Raw genomic sequence first — 22385 nt, 5'->3', positions numbered from 1 at the left:
CGCGACGTCCCGCCCGTCAAGTCAAAACAACCCTTCGACGTCGCCGTCTGCGTTGAGCCGAATATTCTCCGCCGAAGGCACGCGCGGCAGGCCGGGCATGGTCATGATCTCACCGCAGATCACCACCACGAAACCCGCGCCCGCACTCAGACGAACCTCGCGGACCGGCACGCTGAACCCGGTAGGCGCGCCGCGACGATCGGGATCGGTGGTAAAGCTGTATTGGGTCTTGGCCATGCAGATTGGCAGATTGCCATATCCCTGCGCTTCCCATTCCTTGAGCTGATTGCGAACCTTCTGATCCGCCAGTACCTCATCGGCGCGGTAGATCCGCTTGGCCACGGTTTCGATCTTCTGCATCAGTGGCATTTCGTCGGGATAGATCGGCGAGAAATTGGCGCTTTCACCATCGGCGATTTCGGCCACACGCGTCGCCAGATCGGCAGACCCTTCGGACCCCAACTCCCAATGCCGCGACAGGATCGCCTCGGACCCCTGCCCCTTGACATATTCCTTGACCGCATCAACCTCGGCATCGGTATCCGTCACGAAATGGTTGATCGCAACGACCACCGGCACACCAAAGGATTTCACGTTCTCGATATGGCGGCCCAGGTTCGCGCAGCCCTTCTTGACCGCGTCCACGTTCTCGGCACCCAGATCAGCCTTGGCAACGCCACCGTTCATCTTCATCGCCCGCACCGTGGCGACCAGCACCACACAGGACGGTGCCAGACCGGCCTTGCGGCATTTGATATTCATGAACTTCTCGGCACCCAGATCAGCACCGAAACCGGCTTCGGTCACGACGTAATCCGCAAGCTTCAGAGCGGTGGTTGTGGCGATGACCGAATTACAGCCATGCGCGATATTGGCGAAAGGTCCGCCATGCACAAAGGCCGGGTTGTTTTCCAGCGTCTGCACCAGGTTGGGCTGCATCGCGTCCTTCAGCAGAACGGTCATCGCGCCGTCGGCCTTGATGTCGCGGGCAAAGACCGGAGTCTTGTCGCGGCGATAGGCCACGATCATATCGCCAAGTCGTTTTTGCAGGTCTTCCAGATTCCGGGCGAGACACAAGATCGCCATGACCTCGGACGCGACGGTAATGTCGAACCCGGTTTCGCGCGGGAAGCCGTTGGCCACGCCGCCCAGGCTGGCAGTGATCTGGCGCAGCGCGCGGTCGTTCATGTCGACGATGCGGCGCCAAACGACGCGGCGCGTGTCGATCTCAAGCTCGTTGCCCCAGTAGATGTGGTTGTCGATCATCGCCGACAGCAACGAATGGGCAGAGGTGATCGCGTGGAAATCGCCCGTGAAATGCAGGTTCATTTCTTCCATCGGAACGATCTGTGCATAGCCGCCACCCGCAGCGCCACCCTTCATGCCGAAGTTCGGTCCAAGCGAGGCTTCGCGGATACAAACGGCCGCTTTCTTGCCGATCCGGTTCAGACCGTCGCCCAGACCCACGGTTGTTGTCGTCTTGCCTTCACCGGCAGGTGTCGGGTTGATCGCGGTGACAAGGATCAGCTTGCCATTGCTATTCTTCTGCACCCCGTCGATGAAGGTCTGGCTGACCTTCGCCTTGTCGTGGCCGTAGGGCAGCAGATCGTCGCTGCCGATGCCCAATTTCTCGCCGATCTCCTGGATGGGTCGTTTCTTCGCTTCGCGGGCGATTTGGATGTCGGTCTTGAAGGCCATTTGGTCGTGCTCCCTGTCAGGATTGAGTGCTGTGGTCTGTTGGATTGCCGATCATTCGGCAACCAATGCGCTGTCCGGCGCCTTTTCCACCCGGACGGCGGCGAACTTGAATTCCGGAATCTTGCCATAAGGGTCGATCGCCGGGTTGGTGAGAATATTGGCCGCGGCCTCGACATAGGCAAACGGCAGAAACACCATATCCTCCGAGATGGCGCGATCTGCTCGGGCCATGATCGTAATCGTACCCCGCCTGGTCGTCAGGTTGATCATCCCGCCCGGCTCCACGCCCATCTTGCGCAAGGTTTTTGGATGCAGCGACGCGTTGGCCTCTGGCTCGACCGAATCGAGCACCTTGGCGCGGCGCGTCATTGATCCGGTATGCCAGTGCTCAAGCTGACGACCCGTGGTCAGGATCATCGGATACTCGGCGTCGGGCACCTCGTCAGGCGCGATCACGCTGGCGGGCGTGAACTTCGCACGACCATCAGGGCGCGGGAATCCATCCCCGAACACAACGGGCTGACCGGGATCTTCAGGTGACAGCGACGGGTAGGTCACCGCCTCGGTTTTCAGGCGTTCCCATGTGATGTTGTCAAGAGAGCGCATATTCACTGCCATCTCTTCGAACACCTGACCGGGATCAGTATAGGTCCAGCCCAGGCCAAGACGCTTGGCGAGTTCAACCTCAATCCACCAGTCCTCTTTCGCGTCGCCCGGCGGTGGCACGGCCTGACGCACCATCTGCACCTGCCGGTTGGTGTTGCTGACCGTGCCGGATTTCTCATACAGGGTCGAGGCGGGCAGAAGGACATCGGCATAGTTCGCCGTCTCGGTCAGGAAGATGTCCTGAACCACCAGATGCTCCAGCTTGGCAAACGCCTCGCGGGCGTGATCCACATCCGGGTCCGACATCGCCGGGTTCTCGCCCAGAATATACATCGACCGGGTGTTGCCGGCATGAATGTCATCGACGATCTCGGTGACGGTCAGACCCTTCTCATTGCTGAAGTCCTCGCTGCCCCAAACGTCCGTGAACGCTTTGCGGACATTGTCATCCGTGACGGACTGGTAGTCCGGCAAGAACATCGGAACCAGACCCGCATCGGACGCGCCCTGCACGTTGTTCTGCCCGCGCAATGGGTGAAGTCCGGTGCCCGGCCGTCCAATCTGACCCGTCATCAGCGCCAGTGAAATCAGGCAGCGCGAATTGTCTGTGCCGTGAATGTGCTGGGAAACGCCCATGCCCCAGAAGATCATCGCGGATTTGGCCCCGGCGAAGGTCCGTGCCACGTCGCGCAGCACATCTGCCTCGATGCCGCAGATCTCGGCCATCTTTTCCGGGCTGAAATCCTTCAGATGGGCCTTCTCGGCTTCCCAGTTTTCGGTATAGGCGTCGATATACTGCTGATCGTAAAGCTTTTCCTCGACGATCACATGCATGATCGCGTTCAGCATCGACACGTCCGCGCCGGGGCGGAACTGCAACATATGGCTGGCGAAACGGCGCAAACCGACTCCGCGCGGGTCCATGACGATCAGCTTGCCACCGCGCTTGGTGAACTGCTTGAAGAACGTGGCGGCGACGGGGTGGTTTTCCACCGGGTTGGCCCCGATGATGATCGCCACATCGGCATTTTCGATCTCGTTGAAGGTCGCCGTGACAGCACCGGACCCGACGTTTTCGATCAGAGCGGTTACCGAGGACGCGTGGCACAGGCGCGTGCAGTGGTCGACGTTGTTATGCTTGAACCCTTCGCGGATCAGCTTCTGAAACAGATAAGCTTCTTCGTTGGTGCATTTGGCAGAGCCGAAGCCCGCGACAGCCTTGCCGCCATGCGCCTGCGCGATCCGCGCCATGCCACCGGCCGCGAAGTCGAGCGCCTCGTCCCAGCTGGCTTCGCGGAAATGGGTGGACAGATCGCCCGGATCGACGTTCAGCCCCTTGGGCGGCGCGTTCTCGCGGCGGATCATCGGTTTGGTCAGGCGGTGGGGGTGGTGGATATAGTCGAAACCGAACCGCCCCTTGACGCAAAGCCGTCCTTCGTTTGCAGGACCATTGATCCCGTCCACATATTTGACGCGGCCATCCTTGACCTTGAGGCTGACCTGACAGCCCACACCGCAGAACGGGCAGACGGATTCAACCTCTTTGTCGAAATCGGCACTGTCGCCGACCTGCGCCTCGTCCACCACCGTGGCGGGCATCAAAGCCCCTGTCGGGCAGGCCTGCACACATTCGCCGCAGGCCACACAGGTACTGTCGCCCATCGGGTCGGCCAGATCGAATGTCGGATAGGCATCATGCCCGCGACCGGACATACCGATCACGTCATTGACCTGAACTTCACGGCACGCCCGGACGCACAGCCCGCATTGAATGCAGGCGTCCAGATTGACCGACATCGCAACATGGCTGTCGTCGAGCAGCGGAATGCGGCCTTCCTCCAATTTGGGAAAGCGGCTTTCGCTGACGCCCTGCATTTCCGCCATGTCCCAGAAATGGCTGGATTTGTCGTGGGCGACGTCTTGTTCAGGCTGATCGGCCAGCAGCATCTCGACCACCATCTTGCGGGCATTGGTGGCGCGCGCGTTGTTGGTGGTAACGACCATTCCCTCGGCCGGCTCACGGATGCACGAGGCGGCCAGTACGCGTTCGCCTTCGATCTCGACCATGCAGGCGCGGCAGTTGCCGTCCGGCCGGTATCCCGGCGCGGGCTTGTGGCACAGATTCGGAATTACCAGGCCGCGGCCATTGGCCACTTCCCAGATTGTCAGACCCGCCTTTGCTTCTACGGTCTCACCATCGAGGGTGAATGTGACTGTGTCGCTCATTGCGGTCGCTCCTTGCTTTCAAGCCCTCGGTCAGAGGCATTGCTTTCGGCATTATTGGCCGGGCCGGCGCTGACTTCATCCGCGAAATGTTTCATCACCAACCGGATCGGGTTGGGTGCGGCCTGCCCCAGCCCGCAGATCGACGCATCGACCATCGCGGTGCTCAATTCCTCAAGCAAGCCCTGATCCCAGGTGTCGGCCTGCATCAGTTTGACCGCCTTTTCGCAACCCACCCGGCACGGCGTGCATTGGCCACAGCTTTCATCCTCGAAGAAGCGCAGCATGTTCAGGGCCGCCGCCTTTGCACTGTCCGTCTCTGACAGCACGACAACAGCAGCAGAGCCGATGAAGCTTCCATGCGGCTGCAACGTATCAAAGTCGAGCGGCACGTCATCAAGCGAGGCAGGCAGCAGGCCGGAGGAAGGGCCGCCCGGCTGGTAGGCTTTGAAGACATGACCATCCGCCATGCCGCCGCAGGCTTCGATGATGTCCAGAATGGTGGAACCTGCTGGCAAAAGGTAAACGCCCGGCTTGGCCACCCGACCCGATACCGAATAGCTGCGCAGCCCCGTGCGCCCGTTCTTTTCTGTCGTGTTCAGGCATTCCGGCCCTTCACGGCAGACCCGCGCGATCCACAGCAGAGTCTCGACGTTATGCACCAGCGTGGGTCGCCCGAAGACGCCGACCGCCGCCACATAGGGCGGACGATGACGGGGCATGCCGCGCTTGCCCTCGATGCTTTCGATCATCGCGGATTCTTCACCACAGATATAGGCACCGGCACCGCGCCGCAGCTCGATAAAGCCAGGCTTCACGATGCCCGCCTGTTCCAGCGCCGCGATTTCGCGCGCCAGAATTTCCAGCACGGCAGGATATTCATCACGCATGTAGATAAAGCAGGTGTCGGCCTCGACCGCCCAGGCGGCAATCAACATGCCTTCGAGGAACAGATGCGGCGTGCGCTCAAGATAGTAGCGGTCCTTGAACGTGCCCGGCTCGCCCTCATCGCCATTGACGGCCAGATAGCGCGGACCGGCATTGCCGCGTACGAAACCCCATTTGGTACCGGATGGAAAACCGGCCCCGCCCAGACCACGCAGCCCGGATTCCTTGATGGTGGCCTGAACCTTTTCCCAGTTGCCGTTCTTGCGCAGGGATTTCAGCGACTCGTAGCCACCATCGCTGACATAAGCGTCGAATTCTTCGTAATCGGGCAGATGTGCGTGGATGTCCTGCGCCTCGATAGCTTGGCGCACCTTTTCAGGAGTCGCGTGGTCGATATGGTTGTGACCCAGTTCCAGCACCGGGGCCGTATCGCAGCGCCCCATGCAGGGTGCCCGCAAAACGCGAACTTCGCTGCTGTCCAACCCGTCCTCCAGCGCCGCCTTCAATTGCTGCGCGCCGGCCAGCTCGCATGACAGCGAATCGCACACGCGAATGGTCAGTGCGGGCGGCGGTGTCTCGCCTTCCTTGACCACGTCGAAATGCGCGTAGAAGGTCGCGACTTCGTAGACCTCTGCCATGCTCACACGCAATTCCTCGGCCAGAGCGCGAAGATGTGCGGCGGACAGATGTCCGTATTCGTCCTGAATCAGGTGGAGATACTCGATCAACAGGTCACGGCGGCGCGGCGCAGCGCCCAAAAGGCTACGGACCTCGTCCCAGGCCTGATCCTGCAACTGACGTCCCTTGGGCGTATGCCGCCCTTTGCCCTTGCCTGATTTCCAAACGCCTTTTTGCTGATCCAAAGCCATCGGTGCAAGTCTCCCTGTTATTCCCATTGTTTAACTAATTTTCCTTTAGGTCAACATGTTTTGGCTTCACATTCTGCGAGTCTGGGCAGCCATAACGAGGATTTATTCATAAAATCGTCATATCCGACTATCCGAAAAGTTATTATAGATACATAAGGTTAGGTGGCAGCTTCACAAACCGCGAGCCAGAACCAATAAAATTAGAACGCAATTTTTCGAGGCAAACCATTTGCAGAGCGTTCCGTGACCACGACGCTCCAAAAAACCGCTATCAACCCGCTCGAAGGGTAAAAGTGTCGGCTGCGTCGTTTGTCACGCTCATCGCAATATCAAGCCGTTGCGGAAAGATCGAGGAAAAGGCAGACCAATCACAGCCGACACCGGCGCGGCAGGTGTCGCCCCAGAGTCGTCAGGTCAATGACTGTGGCAATTGCTGACAGCCATGTTGTCACCCGGCCCCCAGATCACATCACTCTTCTCATGCTAGAACAGAATGGCCCGCGTCGCCGGGGACCGGCCGCGCCGCAGCCGTCACCGTGTGCAACGATGACGGCCGACACCGGGCTTGAAAGTGGCGAAGACGGACAGAAATTTCGGGTTACGCGTCGTTGGCGTAGATCGGATGCGCGGCACACAACGCACGAACGTCATCCAGCACAGCCGCCTCGACCTCCGCATCGCCTTCGGGGTTGTCTGCAAGTGCGTCGATCATCTTCAGGATCAACTCGCCGACCTTGCGGAACTCCCCTTCACCAAAGCCACGCGTGGTGCCTGCGGAGGTGCCAAGACGCACGCCGGAGGTGACAAACGGCTTTTCAGGATCGAAGGGGATGGCGTTCTTGTTGCAGGTCAGCCCTGCCCGCTCCAGTGCAATTTCTGCCGCCTTGCCGGTCACACCCTTGGGGCGCAGATCGACCAGAACCATGTGGCAATCGGTGCCGCCGGACACGACGCCCAGACCACCCGCAACCAGAACCTCGGACAGCGCGCGCGCATTGGCGATCACGTCCCTGGCGTATTGCTTGAACGACGGGTCGAGCGCTTCGCCGAAGGCCACGGCCTTGGCCGCAATGACATGCATCAGCGGGCCGCCCTGATTGCCGGGGAAAACGGCAGAGCTGAACTTTTTGGCCAGCGCCTCGTCATTGGTGAGGATCATGCCACCGCGCGGGCCGCGCAGGGTCTTGTGGGTGGTGGTGGTCACGACATGGGCGTGCGGCAACGGATCGGGATATTCGCCCGCCGCGATCAGCCCTGCGTAATGCGCCATGTCGACCATAAGATAGGCGCCGACCTCGTCCGCGATCTCGCGGAACGCAGCAAAGTCCATATGGCGCGGATAGGCAGAAGCGCCTGCCACGATCAGTTTGGGCTTTGTCTCCAACGCGGTGTTGCGCACATTGGCCATGTCTATCAGGTGATCGTCCCTGGACACCTCATAGCTGACCACATCGAACCATTTGCCCGACATGGTGACGGGCGAGCCATGCGTCAGGTGCCCGCCATGCGCTAGGTCGAGCCCCATGATGCGGTCGCCCGGTTGAAGCAGCGCCAAAAACACCGCTTGGTTGGCCTGTGCGCCGGAATGCGGTTGCACGTTGGCAAAGCCCGCGCCGAACAGCTCTCGCGCGCGGTCAATGGCGATCTGCTCGACCGTATCGACATGTTCACAGCCGCCATAGTAGCGCTTGCCCGGATAGCCTTCGGCATATTTGTTCGTCAGCACCGATCCTTGCGCCTTCAACACATCGACACTTACGATATTTTCCGATGCAATCAACTCGATCTGGTTCTGCTGGCGGTCAAGTTCATGGCTGACGGCATCAGCAATGGCAGTGTCGGTGATGCAGGTGGTTTTAGCGGAATCGAGCATGTGAAGGGTCCTTTCAGACATAAGGAAGGGGTCGCGCCCTTTGTCAGGGCGCGTCAATTGTACGGTTGAGGTCGGGCGTTAAAGACCGATAGCCAATTCGCGCACGCCGATTTCAAGCAGGCCGTGCACATGCGGGAAGAAGGACCGCCAGACTTCAAGGCGGAACGCGTCGTCACCGTCACGGATCAGCACCACCTGTGCATAGTCAAAGACCGTGCGTTTCGCGTGCCCCACGGCCATGCGCGACAGGTCCAGCGGGCAGCAGGTCGATAGCAGGTCAATCGCCGCCGGTCCGGTGATCCCGATGATGATTTCCCGGTCGGACAGCACCGTTATACTGTGCGGGGTTTCGGCGCGGGCGGTATCGAAACCGGACATGATGGCGCTTTGATCGGCCTCAACCGCATGCAGCAGCCATTCGTCCGGGCCGATGCAATAGGCCGCGCGATCGCCATTCCGCGCGCCCTCCCCGATCTTTGCCGGAAGGGTCAGGCCAAATATCCTGGAGGCAACCGCCAGATCGGCGGGCGCGATGCGCAGGTTGAACCGCGCCACCGGCGGCAGAACCGCGACGGATACCGCGTCAAAGGATGTCACAGGAGCATTCATCGGATCGTCCTCCTTATTCGACCTTCAGGCGTTCGCCTGCGGGATCATAAAACTGCGTTCCGGTCACCTTGGCCGTAACCGTGCCACCCGTTTCCGTGGGGATGTGCAACGTGTCGTCCATGCGGTCGAAACCACCTTCGACCAGCGCCATCGCGATAGAACGGCCCAGCACCTCTGACCAGTAGGACGAGGTCACATGCCCGATCATCTTCATCGGCTTGGGCTGGTTCGGATCGGCCACGATCTGCGCGCCTTCGGTCAGCACGGTCTTGGGATCGTCCGTCAGAAGGCCCACCAGCTGCTTGCGCCCCTTCGCCACGATGTCGGGCCGGTCAAGCGAGCGTTTGCCGACAAAGTCGAGCTTCTTTTTGCCGATGGCCCAGCCGATCCCGGCATCTTCGGGCGTCACGGTGCCATCCGTGTCCTGACCGACGATGATGAAGCCTTTCTCGGCCCGCAGGACATGCATGGTTTCGGTGCCATAGGGGCAGATGTCATATTGCTGACCGGCGTCCCACAGCTTTTCCCAAAGCGCCCTGCCATGGCGTGCGGGGACGTTGATCTCGAACCCCAGCTCGCCGGTAAAGCTGATCCGGAACAGCCGCGAGGGAAAGCCCGCGACCGTGCATTCCACCACCGACATATGCGGCATGGCATCGGCGGAAATGTCCGCGCCTTCGACGAAACGTTGCAACAGCTTGCGCGCGTTGGGGCCGTTCAGGGCAATGGTGGCCCATTCCTCGGTGGTCGAGGTCAGCCAGACCCTGAGATCGGGCCATTCGGTCTGAAGGTAATCCTCCATCATGTTCAACACCCGCGCGGCACCGCCGGTCGTGGTGGTGACATGGAACAGATCATCGCGCATCCGGCCAATCACGCCATCGTCGCGGATGAACCCGTCTTCGCCCAGAAGCAGGCCATAGCGCGCGCGCCCCACCCCCAGCTTGGTCCAGGGGTTGGTGTACATGCGATTCATGAACTCGGTCGCATCGGGGCCGGACACTTCGATCTTGCCCAGGGTGGACGCGTCGAACATGCCCACGCTTTCGCGTGTGGCCTTGCACTCGCGCGCGACGGCCTTGTGCATGTCCTCACCCGCCTGCGGGAAGTACCAGGCCCGACGCCACAGCGCGACCGGTTCATACTCTGCGCCGATTTCCTCGGCCCAGTCGTCGATCGGCGTCTTGCGCGTGACCTCGAAATGCGCGCCCTTGTGATAGCCCGCAAAGGCCCCGAATGTGGTCGGCGTATAGGGCGGGCGGAAGGTCGTCAGACCAACCTGGGGTGCCTCTTTCCCCAGCGCATCGGCGGCAATGGTCAAACCGTTCATATTGGAAAGCTTGCCTTGGTCGGTTGCCATGCCGTTGGTGGTGTAGCGCTTGACATGCTCGATAGATTTCATGCCCTCGCGCACGGCCAGCCGGATGTCCTTGGCGGTCACATCGTTCTGGAAATCGACAAAGGCCTTGGCTTTGCCGGGGCTGCGGTCGGTGGGCAGTTCCTTCTGCGTGATCCCGGACCCTGTGCGGTCATCGGCAACCTCGAACGTCGCCGCACCGGCAGAGCCACCCAGCGACCGGACGGCATCCGCGCCCGCCTTGGTGCCGTCCTCAAGTGCGGCGGCAATGCCCCAAAGTCCGCGTCCCGCGCCTGCGATATGCACGTCTTCGGTCTTGTGGCCGGGCAGATAGGCCTTGGCCTCTGCGTCCCAGTCCAAAGATCCCTTGGTATGCGAGAACAGATGCAGCGACGGCGTCCAGCCACCGCAGACCAGAACCGCGTCGCAGGACAGCATCTTTTCAGCGCCGACCTTGACGTTGTGAACCGGATTGATCCGCAGCGCTGCGACCCGAAGACGCCCCTTGGTGGCCGTGGCGGTATGGCCCAGATGGATCGGGATGCCGCGCGCACGGGCTTCGTCCTGCAAGGCGTGCGGCACGGACTCGCGGGTATCGACAATCGCCACGACCTTTGCGCCGGCGTCCGCCATGTCGAAGGCGCTGTACCACGCGCTGTCATGGCTTGTCAGCACCACGGGCTGCTTGCCCACCAGCACCCCAAAACGGTTGAGGAAGGTCTGCGCCGCGCCCGCCAGCATCACGCCGGGACAATCATTGCCGTCGAACACCATCGGCCGTTCAATGGCCCCCTGGGCCAGCACCACCTCTTTGGCGCGCACCCGCCACATGCGTTCGCGCGGGGCACCTTCGGGCACATCGCCCATGTGATCGGTCAGTTTTTGCACCATGCCGATCATGTTCTGATGGTAATAGCCCGTCGCCGTGGTGCGCGTCATGCGGCGGACATTGGGCATGGCGTCAAGCTCTGCCATCGCGCCCGCCAGCCAGTCCCACGCGGGCTGACCGTCAATCGACACCGAAGGTTCGGACAAGAGCGTGCCGCCCATTTCGGCGGTCTCGTCCACCAGCACCACTTTGGAACCGACCCGCCCGGCGGTCAGCGCCGCGGCAATACCCGACGGACCGGAGCCGATGACCAGCACATCGCAATGCAGATAGCGGCTGGCATAGTGATCCGGGTCCACCTCGGTCGGGGCCTTGCCCAGTCCGGCGGCCTTGCGGATCAGCGGCTCGTACACGCTGTCCCAGAAACTGCGCGGCCACATGAAGGTCTTGTAGTAGAAGCCCGCCGAAAACAGCATGTAGAGGCGGTCGTTGATTGCCCCCAGATCGAATTTGAGGCTGGGCCACTTGTTCTGGCTCTCGGTCGTCAGGCCGGGATAGATTTCCTGGATGGTGGCGCGGGTGTTCGGCTCGAACCGGCCCTTGCCCCGTGTCGTGCCGACCAGCGCATTCGGCTCGTCAGAGCCTGCCGTGACCACGCCGCGCGGGCGGTGATACTTGAAGCTGCGCCCCATGAGATGCACGCCATTGGCCAGCAGGGCAGAGGCGACGGTATCGCCTTCAAAGCCCCGATAGGTCTCGCCGTCAAAGGTAAAGCTCACCGGCTTGGCGCGGTTGACGCGGCCCCGGCCTTCTACACGAAAATCGGTCATTGTGCGGGCTCCTTGCCGGGCGTGTCGGGGCGTGGTTCGCCTGCCTTGTAGGTGGTCACGAAACGGTCGCTGACCGTGTCGCGCAGCGCGTTGAAGAACCGCCCGCATCCGTTGATATGCCGCCAGCGTTCGGCATGGACGCCCTTGACGTTGCTGCGGATGAACAGGAAGTCGCGCCATTCCTCGTCGCTCAGCGCCGAGGGGTCTTTCGGACGGTCGATATGCGCCTCGCCCGCATAGGCAAATTCCAGTTCGGGCAGCGCGTCGTCGCAATAGGGGCATTGTATCAAAAGCATATTGGTCTCCCTTAATGCGCCACGGCGGCGGCGGCGGCTTCGTCAATCAGACGGCCGGTGGTGAAGCGTTCGAGCGTGAAAGGTGCGTTGATCGGATGCGGTTCGTCCTTGGCCACGGTCCAGGCCAGCGTATGCGCGGCCCCCGGCGTCGCCTTGAAACCACCCGTTCCCCAGCCGCAATTGACGTAAAGCCCCCTGACCGGCGTCTTGCCCAAAATGGCCGACCGGTCCGGCGTCACATCGACGATGCCGCCCCATTTGCGCAGCATCCGCATGCGGTTGAAGATCGGGAACACCTCGCAGATGGCCGCCACGGTATGTTCGATCAGTGGCAGGCCGCCGCGCTGCGAATAGCTGGTATATTGGTCGGTGCCCGACCCGATGACCAATTCGCCCTTGTCGGACTGGCTGATATAGGCATGCACGGTGTTCGACATCACGACGCAGGGAAAAACCGGCTTGATCGGCTCGGATACCAGCGCCTGAAGCGGATAGCTTTCCAGTGGCATACGCACGCCTGCGCTGTCCATCACGACGCTGGTGTGACCGGCGGCGGACACCGCGACCTTCTTGGCCTTGATAAAACCCCTCCCGGTCTCGACGCCTTCGACGGCACCATCCGCCCCGCGCCGGATAGAGATCACCGGGCAGTTCTGGATAATATCAACGCCGCGTTTGGCCGCCGCACGGGCATAGCCCCAGGCCACGGCATCATGGCGCGCGGTGCCAGCGCGCTGCTGCAATGCGGCACCCATCACGGGATAGCGCGCATCGGGCGAGATGTTCAGCGGCGGACAGAAGGCCTTTGCCTCTTTCGGTGTCAGCCAGCGGTTATCGACACCATTCAGGCGGTTGGCGTGGATATGCCGCTGAAAGGACTGTACGTCATGCACGTTATGCGCCAGCATCATCACGCCGCGCTTGGAATACATGACGTTGTAGTTCAGCTCGGTGCTCAGGTTCTCCCACAGATCAAGCGCATGATCGAACAGCCGCGCGCTTTCGTCATAGAGGTAGTTCGACCGGATGATCGTCGTGTTCCGGCCCGTATTGCCACCGCCCAGCCAGCCCTTCTCGATCACCGCGACATTGGTGATGCCGTGCTCCTTGGCCAGATAGTAAGCTGCACCCAGACCGTGCCCGCCCGCACCAACGATGATCACGTCATACTCATCTTTGGGCTGCTTGTCGGGCCATTGCTCGGGCCAGTTCTTGTGGCCCGATATTGCATTCTTGAGAAGCGACATCGCAGAGAAATGGGTCATGGTGCAGTCTTTCCGAGCGGACAAATTTGAACCTTTTGAAGATTTGCACACTCGCCCGATACAAGACTGTATAATTCCGTCACCCTTGCGTTAATATATCGCCATGACAAAACCCGAATCCACAGCCCGAACAGAGCGTGCCCGCCTGCGCGTGGGCTTTATCCTGACGCGGCGGTTCACGATCTGCGCCTTTGCCAATTTTGTTGATGTTCTGCGGCTGGCGTCAGACGAGGGCGATCGTTCCCGCCCGATCCTGTGCAACTGGCGCGTGCTCTCCGCCGACATGAATCCCGTCAAATCATCAAGCGGGGTCAGCGTGCAGCCTGACGAACGTCTGGGTGATCCGACGCGCTTTGACTATATCGTGGTCATCGGTGGCCTTATGGGAGAGCTGGAGCAGCTTGAACCAGCCTATTCGGCCTTCCTGCACCGCGCCGCCGGCGCGCGTATCCCGCTGGTCGGGGTCTGCACCGGATCGTTCGTTCTTCATGGTGCGGGCCTGTTGGAGGGATACCGCTGCTGCGTCAGCTGGTTCCATCACAATGACTTTCTGGAACAGTTTGACGGGTTGGTGCCGGTCTCCGACCAGATTTTTGTCGTCGACCGCGATCGGCTGACATGCTCGGGCGGGACAAGCTCCGCGCATCTGGCCGCCTATCTGGTCGAGCGTCACATCAGCCGTAGTGCGGCACGTAAAAGCCTGTCGATCATGATGATTGACGAAGCCATGGAAGCAGATCGTCCGCAACCGGGCCTGCCCCTTGATCTTACAACAAGCGACCCGGTGGTGCGGCGCACCTTGCTGCTGTTGCAACAGTCGCTGGAGTCGCCCCCCACCGTTTCGACCCTGGCGGCACGCTTGAAAATCAGCCCGCGCACATTGGAAAGACACTTTCATTCCGCCCTCAAGATCACGCCGTTCGAGGCGGGCAAAAGGATACGTCTGGCACATGCCGAACGGCTTTTGCAGCGGACCCAACGTTCCGTCACCCAGATTGCGCAGGAAACAGGGTTCTCGGATGTGTCCCATTTCATTCGCGTTTTCAAAACCACCTACAAGACCACACCCGAAGTCTGGCGCGCCCAGCAAGAACTGCACATCGTCGCACAGGCGTGAACAGACCGGATCTGTCGCAGCTTGGTACATTTACGGTCGCTTTGCGCGCCAAGCCAGTCGCGCACTTGCCCCACGACAAACACCTGCTTCAGATTGACGGCACATCCTGATAGGGCTGACCTTCTGCACCTTCCTCCACAGAAAGTCGTCAAGATGGATAAGCTGGACACGAACGGGACAAATTCCGCGGCACCCCAAGGCGACTTCGCGCCCGACCCGGTCCGCTGGCGCGTTCTGTTCGTGCTTCTGGTCACAATCTTCATGACGCTCATCAGCGTGAGCATTGTCAACGTCGCACTGCCGGCCATCGGGCATGGAATAGGGGCGTCTCAATCCGATCTGCAATGGGTGCTGTCGGGCTATGCGCTGACCTTCGGTGTGGTGCTGGTCGCAGCAGGACGCGCAGGCGACATCATGGGCCGTGGCGGATTGTTTCTGATCGGCGTGGCGATTTTCACCATTTCATCGATTGCTGCCGGGATGGCGCCCGATGCGACATGGCTCAATGTCGCGCGGTTCGTGCAAGGGATCGGGTCGGGGTTGGTCAACCCCCAGGGGCTTGGCATGATCCAGCACTATTTCCGCGGCGAGGAACGGGGCCGCGCCTTCGGCTATCTGGGCACGGCGATCGGATTTTCCGTTGCTATCGGCCCGGTATTGGGCGGGCTGCTGATCGAACTGGGCGGGCCTGACATCGGCTGGCGACTGACGTTTCTGGTCAATGTACCGATTGGCGTCGTCGCGATAATCTTCGGGCTGATGTGGTTCCCGCGCCCTCTGATCCGACGCCTTCCCGGTGTGGGCACCGGACTGCGTTCGCTTGATCCTGTTGGTGCGGTTCTTTTGGGGCTGGCCGTGCTGGCGATCCTGTTTCCCTTTGTCGAAGCGCGCGACACCCCTGCCCTTTGGTCCTTGCTGCCCGCCGGACTGCTTCTGCTCTGGCTCTGGCTGGCTTGGGAAAGGCGCTATGTCCGCCTTGGTCACAGCCCGATGGTTGATCTCGAGATATTCAAACTCCACAGCTATACTAGGGGTATTTCGATCATGTCATTCTACTTCATGGGCTTGCCCGGCATTTGGGTGCTGGTGGCGCTTTATGTACAAGAGGGCGATGGCAGAACGGCGCTTGAAGCCGGCTTTTTCGGCGCACCCGCAGCACTTCTAGGAGCGTACACAGCCCACTGGGCCGGAAGCAGGGTAGCACGCTACGGGCACAAGATGATTGTTTTCGGCCTGTGCCTGACCCTGATCGGTTTGGCCCTCAGCATGATTGTCGTCATACTGCATGAGGCGGGTCATCTGGACGTCTGGTGGCTTATGGCGTCGCTCTGTGCGGTCGGCGTGGCGCAGGGGCTCGTCATCAGCCCCAACCAGACGCTGACATTGGAAGAGGTGCCGCTGGATTATGCGGGCAGTTCGGGTGCCATCATGCAAACCGGTCAACGCATCGGCACCGCCATCGGCTTTGCCCTTATCACCGCGGCGACCTTCGCGACCCTCGCGATGACGTCATGGGCCGTGGCAGTCACAGTCGGATTCGGATTGATCTCACTCATGGTGTTGGCGTCTCTGCTGGTTGCTGCCAGAGACTTGCGCACATAGGGCTGACTTCGCAAACAGCTTGAGCAAGCGCGACAGTGCCTCGCGCAAGCATGCGGCAGCCGATTAGCGTGGCATCAGATTCTCTCTTGACTAAAACTGGAACGTTCCACTAACGTATGGAACGTTCCAAAATGCGGGAGGCTATCGTGAACTGGGTACTCATCGGCGCAAGCACCATTGCACGCGACTACATGATAGGCGCCATCCGTGCGCAAGGCGCAGGTCGGGTATCCTGGGTTGTCAGCGGCTCGCAGGAGCGCGCGGCGGAATATGCGCGACAGAACGATATCCCCGGTGCCACGTCGAATTTGGATGAGGCGTTGGGCGACCCGTCGATTGATGCTGTCTACATTTCGTCCACGAACGAAAAACACCAGTCGCAAGCGATTGCAGCCATTGCCGCCGGCAAGCATGTCTTGTGTGAAAAGCCCCTGTCCACCACCATTGAGGGCGCAACTGCGATGGTGCGCGCGGCCAAGGCCGCCGGTGTCGTCTTTGCGACCAACCACCATCTGCGCTGCGCCGGAAGCCACCGGGCGATCCGGTCGCTGATCCGCGACAATGCTATCGGTCGGGTTCTGTCCATGCGCGTGTTTCATGCCGTGCATCTGCCCGAAGGGCTGCGCGGCTGGCGGCTGGACAATCCGGACGCAGGCGGCGGGGTGATCCCCGATATTACCGTGCATAACGCCGACCTCGTGCGGTTCATCCTCGGCGAAGACCCACAGGATGTCGCGGCCCAGATGGGCGTGTCCGGTATGGGCAAGGGGGTCGAGGATTCGGCGATGTCGGTCTGGACCATGCCGTCGGGCGCGATGGTGATGAGCCACGAAAGCTTCACCCACCCCTTCGCCGGGTCGGGCATCGAAATACACGGAACCGACGGGTCGATCTTTGCCAAGGGCGTCATGGGTCAGAACCCGGACGGCGAAATCGAAATGGTCACAGCCGCCGGACGCAAACCCGTGCCGTTCGACAACCACAACCTCTACGACGAATCCGTGCGCCGGTTCTGTGAGGCCGTGTCGGGCAATGGCACGCCTGCGGCCACGGGGCTGGACGGGATAAAATCGCTACAGGTCGCCATGGCCGTTCGCACCTCTGCCCGTACTGGCCAACGCCAGACACTGAAATACGAGGAAATCGCATGACAAAGGTCACCAGCGCAGAACATGCCGTCGCGCAAATCCCCGACGGCGCCACGCTGACAGTGTCGTCCTCCTCCGCCCTCGGATGCCCGGATCTGGTGTTGAAGGCGCTCGGCGAACGTTTCGACGCCGAAGGCCACCCGACAAACCTGACCAGCATACATCCGATTGCCGCCGGCGACATGTACGGGGTGAAAGGCGTCGATCATATTGCCAAGGATGGGCTTCTGGCGCGCATTCTGGGCGGCTCTTATCCGTCGGGCCCGTCGTCAAAACCGATGCCAGAGATCTGGCGCATGGTCGTCGAAAACCGCGTTGCCGCCTATAACGTGCCGTCGGGCATCCTGTTCGACATGACCCGCGAAGCGGCGGCCAACCGGCCCGGCGTGCTGACCAAGGTGGGGATGGACACGTTTGTCGATCCGGTCCGCGAAGGCTGTGCGATGAACGACCGCGGGGCCGAAGCCGCTATTGTCAAACGCGTCGAATTCGATGGCGACACATGGCTGCACTTCCCGAATATCGTGCCGAATGTGGCCATCCTGCGCGCCACCACGGCGGATGAACATGGCAACCTGACCTATGAACACGAAGGCGCGTATCTGGGCGGGCTGGAACAGGCGATCTGCGTGCGCAATCATGGCGGGTTGGTCATCGCTCAGGTCAGCCAAGTGACCAAGCGCGGGTCACTGCGTCCGCATGACGTGCGGGTGCCGGGGCATCTGGTGGATCTGGTGGTCATCGACCCCGACCAGAAACAGACCTGCGAAACGCCCTATGATCCGGCGATTTCCGGTCAGGTCATGCGCCCGTGGGACAGCTTTGCGCATGCCGAACCCGGTGTCGAGAAAATCATCGCCCGCCGCGCCGCGATGGAGCTGAAGCCCGGCATGACCGCAAATCTCGGCTTCGGGATCAGCGCCATGGTGCCGCGCATCCTGCTGGAAGAAGGCCATCCCGACGCGGTCACATGGGCCGTGGAACAGGGCGCCGTCGGTGGCGTGCCGCTGACCGGGTTTGCCTTTGGCTGCGCGTCCAATGCCGACGCTTTCGTGCCCTCCCCGCAGCAATTCATCTATTTTCAGGGCGGCGGGTTTGACGTGTCCTTCCTGTCTTTCCTCGAGGTCGATGTCGAAGGCAATGTCAACGTTTCGAAACTGGGCAAGAAACCCTACCTCACCGCAGGGTGCGGCGGCTTTGTCGATATAACCTCCGGCGCGAAGAAAATCGTGTTCTCGGGCTGGTTCGAGGCCGGAGCACAGATCGAGCTGTCCGCACAAGGCATCAAGGTCAAGGCACCGGGCAAGTTCACAAAGATGGTCGAAGCGGTGGAGCATGTGACCTTTTCGGGCGCGCGCGCCCGCAAGCTGGGACAAGAGGTTCTCTATATCACAGAGCGCTGCGTCATGCGCCTGGGTGACACCGGCCTGATCGCCACCGAAATCATGCCCGGTATTGATCCGGCGCGCGACATTGTCGAAGCGTCCGGCGGCCGCGTGACACTTGCCGAGGATGCGATCACGTTGCCACTCTCGCTGTTGGCGGATGCGCCGATGGGATGGGGGCAATGAGCGCCGTTCACCTTATCCACCACGGCGCAATTGCAGAGCTGCGGCTGGACAATCCGGCCAAGATGAACGCCTTTTCCGTCCAGATGCTGGACCAACTGGCCGACCATCTTGAGGTAATCGAACGCGACATCTCGATTGCCGCCGTAATCCTGACCGCCGAGGGCGACCGCGCATTCTGCACCGGCGCTGACATCAACGGCTGGGGCGATCTTGGCCCCGCCGAATTTGCCCGCCATTGGGTGCGCGACGGCCACCGGATATTCGACCGGCTGGCGCGCCTGTCAAAACCCACCGTCGCGGTATTGCAGGGCCACGCCTTTGGCGGCGGGCTGGAACTTGCCGCCGCCTGCGACATCCGGGTGATGGCGCCCACCGCCGCACTGGCCCTGCCCGAAGCTAGCGTCGGCATCGTCCCCGGATGGTCAGGCACGCAACGGCTGTCGCGCCTGCTGCCGGAACCGATGGTCAAGGAAATGGCGCTGTTCGGCAACCGCATCAAGGCCGACCGTGCGCTGGCCTGCGGCTTTGTCGCGGCCGTGGACGATGATCCCCGCGCAGTGGCGGAAACGCTGCTGGAACGCGCGATGACCCTGTCGCCCCGCGCGGTCGAGATTGCAAAGTCGATGATCCACGCCGCGCAGGGCGAGGACAGGGCCGCCATGGTCGAAGCCTTGGGGAGCGCCGCAATCGCCGCGACGGATGACCGGGCGGAGGGCGTGACCGCCTTTCGCGACAAACGCAAACCAGACTTCTCGGGAAGATAACGCATGCTGGATCTCAACATTCTCTCTGAACAGACCATCGACATGCCGCAAGCGCCCTATCAGGCCCGGCATTTCATCAACGGTGAATATATCGACAGCGCCGATGGGCGGAAATCGGACCGCGTCTCGCCCTCGCATGGCATTGTTGTCAGTCAGGCCGCACTTGGGTCAGAGGCCGAGGCCGAGGCCGCGATCAACGCCGCCCGCACCGCATTTGACGATGGCCGCTGGAGCGGCCTGTCGGCTAAGGATCGTGCGGCGGTTCTAAACAAGGTCGCCGACCTGATCGAACAGAACGAAGAGCGGCTCGCCGTGATCGAAACGCTGGAAAGCGGCAAACCGATTTCGCAGTCGCGCGGCGAATGCGGCGGCGCGGCGGACCTGTGGCGCTATGCGGCCTCGCTGGCCCGCACGTCGCATGGCGACAGCCACAACACGCTGGGCGAAGATATTCTGGGGATGGTCCTCAAAGAGCCAATCGGCGTTGTCTCGATCATCACGCCGTGGAATTTTCCGTTCTGGATCCTCAGCCAGAAACTGCCCTTCGCGCTGGCCGCCGGATGCACCTGCGTGGTCAAACCGTCCGAAATGACGCCCTCGACCACCGCCATGCTGGGCGAGATGCTGCAAGAGGCGGGCTTGCCTGCCGGCGTCTGCAATATCGTTCTGGGTTACGGCACGCCGGTCGGCAGCCTGCTCAGCACGCATCCGGATGTGGACATGGTGACCTTCACCGGGTCTACCGCCGTCGGCAAGACGATCACCAAATCGGCGGGCGAAACGCTCAAGAAAGTCGCGCTGGAGCTTGGCGGCAAAAACCCGCAGGTGATCTTTGCCGATGCCGATCTGGACTCCGCCGCAGATGCCGTGACCTTCGGCGTGTATTTCAACGTCGGCCAGTGCTGCAATTCATCCAGCCGGATCATCGTGCACGAAGACATCGCGGATGATTTCATAGCCCGTGTCGTCGCCCTGTCCCGCAAGGTGGTGTTCGGCAATCCGATGCATCCTGACACCCAGGTCGGTGCCATCGTGACCCAAGATCATCAGGCCAAGATCGACGGCTACGTCAAGGACGCCGTCGACGCGGGGGCCGAACTCTGCCTTGGCGGCGGCGTCCTGAATGTGCCGGGGCTGGGCGATCAATTCTACCAGCCAACCATTGTGCGCGGCGTGACGCCCGACATGGCAATTGCCCGAGAGGAGGTCTTCGGCCCTGTCCTGACCGTACTGACATTCCGCGATTTCGACGAAGCTGTTGCTCTGACAAATGACTCGACCTACGGTTTGTCTGCGGGCGTCTGGAGCGAGAATGTCCACACCTGTCTTGCCTTTGCCCGCAAAGCGCAGGCGGGAACGGTCTGGACCAACACATGGATGGACGGATTTCCTGAAGTTGCGTTCGGCGGGATGAAGGAGTCGGGACAAGGGAGAGAGATCGGACGTTACGGATTTGAAGAATTCCTTGAGGTAAAATCACTGGTCATGCGCATCGGACGCAGCAGGGCACCTTGGGTGAAGACGACCTGACACCGCCGCGGCGGTCGTCAGAAAACAAAAGTGAATATGGGAGGTTACCTAATGCATAAATATTTTGGTGGAAAAACGGCACTTGCCGCAGCGTTTCTGGCCACGGCCGGCATGGCGCAGGCCGCGGATGTCGAAGTGCTGCACTGGTGGACATCCGGTGGCGAAGCCTCGGCGCTGAACGTGCTGAAGGACGATCTGTCGGGTCAGGATATAGGCTGGCAGGACATGCCGGTGGCCGGTGGCGGCGGTACGCAGGCGATGACCGTGCTGCGCGCGCGCGTCACCTCCGGCAACCCGCCCACAGCCGTGCAGATGCTGGGCTTTGACATCACCGACTGGGCCAAGGAAGGCGCGCTTGCCAACCTCAATGACATTGCCGAAGAAGGCGGTTGGAACGATGTGGTGCCCGCAGCGCTTCAGAAATTCTCGACCTATGACGGCCAGTGGGTCGCGGCCCCGGTGAACGTGCATTCCACCAACTGGGTCTGGGCGAACAAGGCCATCATGGACGAGCTTGGCCTGGAAGAGCCGCAGACATGGGACGAATTCGTCGCGGCCCTTCAGGCGGCCAAGGATGCCGGATACGTGGCACTCGCGCATGGGGGTCAGGCCTGGCAGGAAGCCACTTTCTTTGACGGCGTCGTGCTGGCTGTCGGCGGGCCGGAATTCTATCAGGCCTCAATGATCGACCTCGACGCAGAGGCGCTCGGTTCCGACCAGATGAAAGAGGTCTTCGACCGCATGGCCACGCTGCGCGGCTTTGTCGATGACAACTTCTCGGGCCGAGACTGGAACCTTGCGACCGCGATGGTGATCAACAAGGAAGCGGCGTTCCAGCTTATGGGCGACTGGGCCAAGGGCGAATTCCTGAACGCGGGCAAAGTCCCCGGCGAGGATTTTCTCTGCTTCCGTTTCCCCGGCAGCCAGGATCAGGTGACCTTCAACTCTGACCAATTCGCCATGTTCTCGCAGGGCGAAGGCGTGTCGGACGAGCAGGCCGCACTGGCCAATGCCATCATGTCGCCGGAATTCCAGATCGCCTTCAACAAGGTGAAAGGCTCTGTTCCGGCGCGGACCGATCTGGATGCAAGTGAACTCGATGCCTGCGGCCAGCGCGCCTACGAGGACTTCAAGGCAGCCGATGCCAGCGGCAACCTTCTTGGCTCGATGGGGCATGGCCATGCCAACCCGGCCTCGGTCAAGAACGCCATGTATGACGTGATTACCGCGCATTTCAACGGCGAGTTCGACTCCGCGACAGCGGTAGAGGAACTGGTCACAGCCGTCGATATCTCGAAGTAATCGACGTG

At 61.3% G+C, this 22385-nt stretch carries 15 protein-coding genes; 7 read left to right on the top strand and 8 right to left on the bottom strand.

The window, feature by feature from the left end; all coding sequences use genetic code 11:
* Positions 1-21: 21 nt before the first annotated feature.
* The 8 genes from ACN0WV_RS11930 to ACN0WV_RS11895 form a co-directional block, all read right to left on the bottom strand.
* Positions 22-1698, bottom strand: coding sequence for a formate--tetrahydrofolate ligase (locus ACN0WV_RS11930; protein WP_417605997.1), 1677 nt, complete (start codon positions 1696-1698; stop codon positions 22-24).
* 51 nt (positions 1699-1749) lie between these two features.
* Entirely contained in the window at positions 1750-4530 is a 2781-nt protein-coding gene (gene fdhF / locus ACN0WV_RS11925; RefSeq protein WP_417605995.1) for a formate dehydrogenase subunit alpha, read from the bottom strand.
* Complete coding sequence (locus ACN0WV_RS11920) at positions 4527-6284, bottom strand: NAD(P)H-dependent oxidoreductase subunit E (RefSeq protein ID WP_417605993.1); 1758 nt, start codon at positions 6282-6284, stop codon at positions 4527-4529. The genes fdhF and ACN0WV_RS11920 overlap by 4 nt, the downstream gene beginning before the upstream one ends.
* 598 nt (positions 6285-6882) lie before the next feature.
* Positions 6883-8157 (bottom strand): serine hydroxymethyltransferase, encoded by a 1275-nt coding sequence (glyA, locus tag ACN0WV_RS11915; protein ID WP_417605991.1) that lies wholly within the window; start codon positions 8155-8157, stop codon positions 6883-6885.
* A gap of 78 nt (positions 8158-8235) precedes the next feature.
* Positions 8236-8766, bottom strand: a complete 531-nt coding sequence (locus tag ACN0WV_RS11910) for a sarcosine oxidase subunit gamma (protein WP_417605989.1) — start codon at positions 8764-8766, stop codon at positions 8236-8238.
* A 13-nt stretch (positions 8767-8779) separates the two neighbouring features.
* Entirely contained in the window at positions 8780-11782 is a 3003-nt protein-coding gene (locus tag ACN0WV_RS11905; protein WP_417605987.1) for a sarcosine oxidase subunit alpha, read from the bottom strand.
* Positions 11779-12078, bottom strand: a complete 300-nt coding sequence (locus ACN0WV_RS11900; protein ID WP_417605986.1) for a sarcosine oxidase subunit delta — start codon at positions 12076-12078, stop codon at positions 11779-11781. Before ACN0WV_RS11900 ends, ACN0WV_RS11905 begins: the two co-directional genes overlap by 4 nt.
* Before the next feature lie 11 nt (positions 12079-12089).
* Positions 12090-13343 (bottom strand): sarcosine oxidase subunit beta family protein, encoded by a 1254-nt coding sequence (locus ACN0WV_RS11895; RefSeq protein WP_417605984.1) that lies wholly within the window; start codon positions 13341-13343, stop codon positions 12090-12092.
* 103 nt (positions 13344-13446) lie between these two features.
* On the opposite strand from ACN0WV_RS11895, the gene ACN0WV_RS11890 reads away from it, so the two are divergent.
* The 7 genes from ACN0WV_RS11890 to ACN0WV_RS11860 all read left to right on the top strand — a co-directional run bounded on the left by ACN0WV_RS11890 (position 13447) and on the right by ACN0WV_RS11860 (position 22377).
* On the top strand, positions 13447-14460 hold the full coding sequence (locus tag ACN0WV_RS11890; protein ID WP_417605982.1) for a GlxA family transcriptional regulator: 1014 nt from the start codon (positions 13447-13449) through the stop codon (positions 14458-14460).
* A 153-nt stretch (positions 14461-14613) separates the two neighbouring features.
* The gene (locus ACN0WV_RS11885; RefSeq protein ID WP_417605980.1) at positions 14614-16062 is read left to right on the top strand and encodes an MFS transporter; all 1449 of its coding nucleotides are present in this window, start codon (positions 14614-14616) and stop codon (positions 16060-16062) included.
* A gap of 146 nt (positions 16063-16208) precedes the next feature.
* Entirely contained in the window at positions 16209-17213 is a 1005-nt protein-coding gene (locus tag ACN0WV_RS11880; RefSeq protein WP_417605978.1) for a Gfo/Idh/MocA family protein, read from the top strand.
* Positions 17210-18781, top strand: a complete 1572-nt coding sequence (locus tag ACN0WV_RS11875; RefSeq protein WP_417605977.1) for an acyl CoA:acetate/3-ketoacid CoA transferase — start codon at positions 17210-17212, stop codon at positions 18779-18781. The genes ACN0WV_RS11880 and ACN0WV_RS11875 overlap by 4 nt, the downstream gene beginning before the upstream one ends.
* The gene (locus tag ACN0WV_RS11870) at positions 18778-19545 is read left to right on the top strand and encodes an enoyl-CoA hydratase/isomerase family protein (protein WP_417605976.1); all 768 of its coding nucleotides are present in this window, start codon (positions 18778-18780) and stop codon (positions 19543-19545) included. The genes ACN0WV_RS11875 and ACN0WV_RS11870 overlap by 4 nt, the downstream gene beginning before the upstream one ends.
* Positions 19546-19548: 3 nt before the next feature.
* A complete protein-coding gene (locus ACN0WV_RS11865) occupies positions 19549-21075 on the top strand; it encodes an aldehyde dehydrogenase family protein (protein ID WP_417605974.1) in 1527 nt (508 codons plus the stop codon).
* Positions 21076-21126: 51 nt separating this feature from the next.
* Positions 21127-22377 carry an ABC transporter substrate-binding protein gene (locus tag ACN0WV_RS11860; protein ID WP_417605972.1) on the top strand — a complete coding sequence of 417 codons (1251 nt, stop codon included), beginning with the start codon at positions 21127-21129 and terminating at the stop codon, positions 22375-22377.
* The last annotated feature ends 8 nt before the right edge of the window (positions 22378-22385 follow it).

The organism is Primorskyibacter flagellatus, from assembly GCF_048268605.1.
In the GTDB taxonomy this organism is placed as follows: domain Bacteria; phylum Pseudomonadota; class Alphaproteobacteria; order Rhodobacterales; family Rhodobacteraceae; genus Primorskyibacter; species Primorskyibacter flagellatus.
Note: the sequence above shows the minus strand (reverse complement) of the source record. Positions and strands in the feature narration are given on the sequence as shown.

Bases quoted from the DNA above. Each gene is read 5' to 3' on its own strand.
- ACN0WV_RS11930 (WP_417605997.1), bottom strand. From the start codon at position 1,698: ATGGCCTTCAAGACCGACATCCAAATCGCCCGCGAAGCGAAGAAACGA.
- fdhF (WP_417605995.1), bottom strand. From the start codon at position 4,530: ATGAGCGACACAGTCACATTCACCCTCGATGGTGAGACCGTAGAAGCA.
- ACN0WV_RS11920 (WP_417605993.1), bottom strand. From the start codon at position 6,284: ATGGCTTTGGATCAGCAAAAAGGCGTTTGGAAATCAGGCAAGGGCAAA.
- glyA (WP_417605991.1), bottom strand. From the start codon at position 8,157: ATGCTCGATTCCGCTAAAACCACCTGCATCACCGACACTGCCATTGCT.
- ACN0WV_RS11910 (WP_417605989.1), bottom strand. From the start codon at position 8,766: ATGAATGCTCCTGTGACATCCTTTGACGCGGTATCCGTCGCGGTTCTG.
- ACN0WV_RS11905 (WP_417605987.1), bottom strand. From the start codon at position 11,782: ATGACCGATTTTCGTGTAGAAGGCCGGGGCCGCGTCAACCGCGCCAAG.
- ACN0WV_RS11900 (WP_417605986.1), bottom strand. From the start codon at position 12,078: ATGCTTTTGATACAATGCCCCTATTGCGACGACGCGCTGCCCGAACTG.
- ACN0WV_RS11895 (WP_417605984.1), bottom strand. From the start codon at position 13,343: ATGACCCATTTCTCTGCGATGTCGCTTCTCAAGAATGCAATATCGGGC.
- ACN0WV_RS11890 (WP_417605982.1), top strand. From the start codon at position 13,447: ATGACAAAACCCGAATCCACAGCCCGAACAGAGCGTGCCCGCCTGCGC.
- ACN0WV_RS11885 (WP_417605980.1), top strand. From the start codon at position 14,614: ATGGATAAGCTGGACACGAACGGGACAAATTCCGCGGCACCCCAAGGC.
- ACN0WV_RS11875 (WP_417605977.1), top strand. From the start codon at position 17,210: ATGACAAAGGTCACCAGCGCAGAACATGCCGTCGCGCAAATCCCCGAC.
- ACN0WV_RS11870 (WP_417605976.1), top strand. From the start codon at position 18,778: ATGAGCGCCGTTCACCTTATCCACCACGGCGCAATTGCAGAGCTGCGG.
- ACN0WV_RS11865 (WP_417605974.1), top strand. From the start codon at position 19,549: ATGCTGGATCTCAACATTCTCTCTGAACAGACCATCGACATGCCGCAA.
- ACN0WV_RS11860 (WP_417605972.1), top strand. From the start codon at position 21,127: ATGCATAAATATTTTGGTGGAAAAACGGCACTTGCCGCAGCGTTTCTG.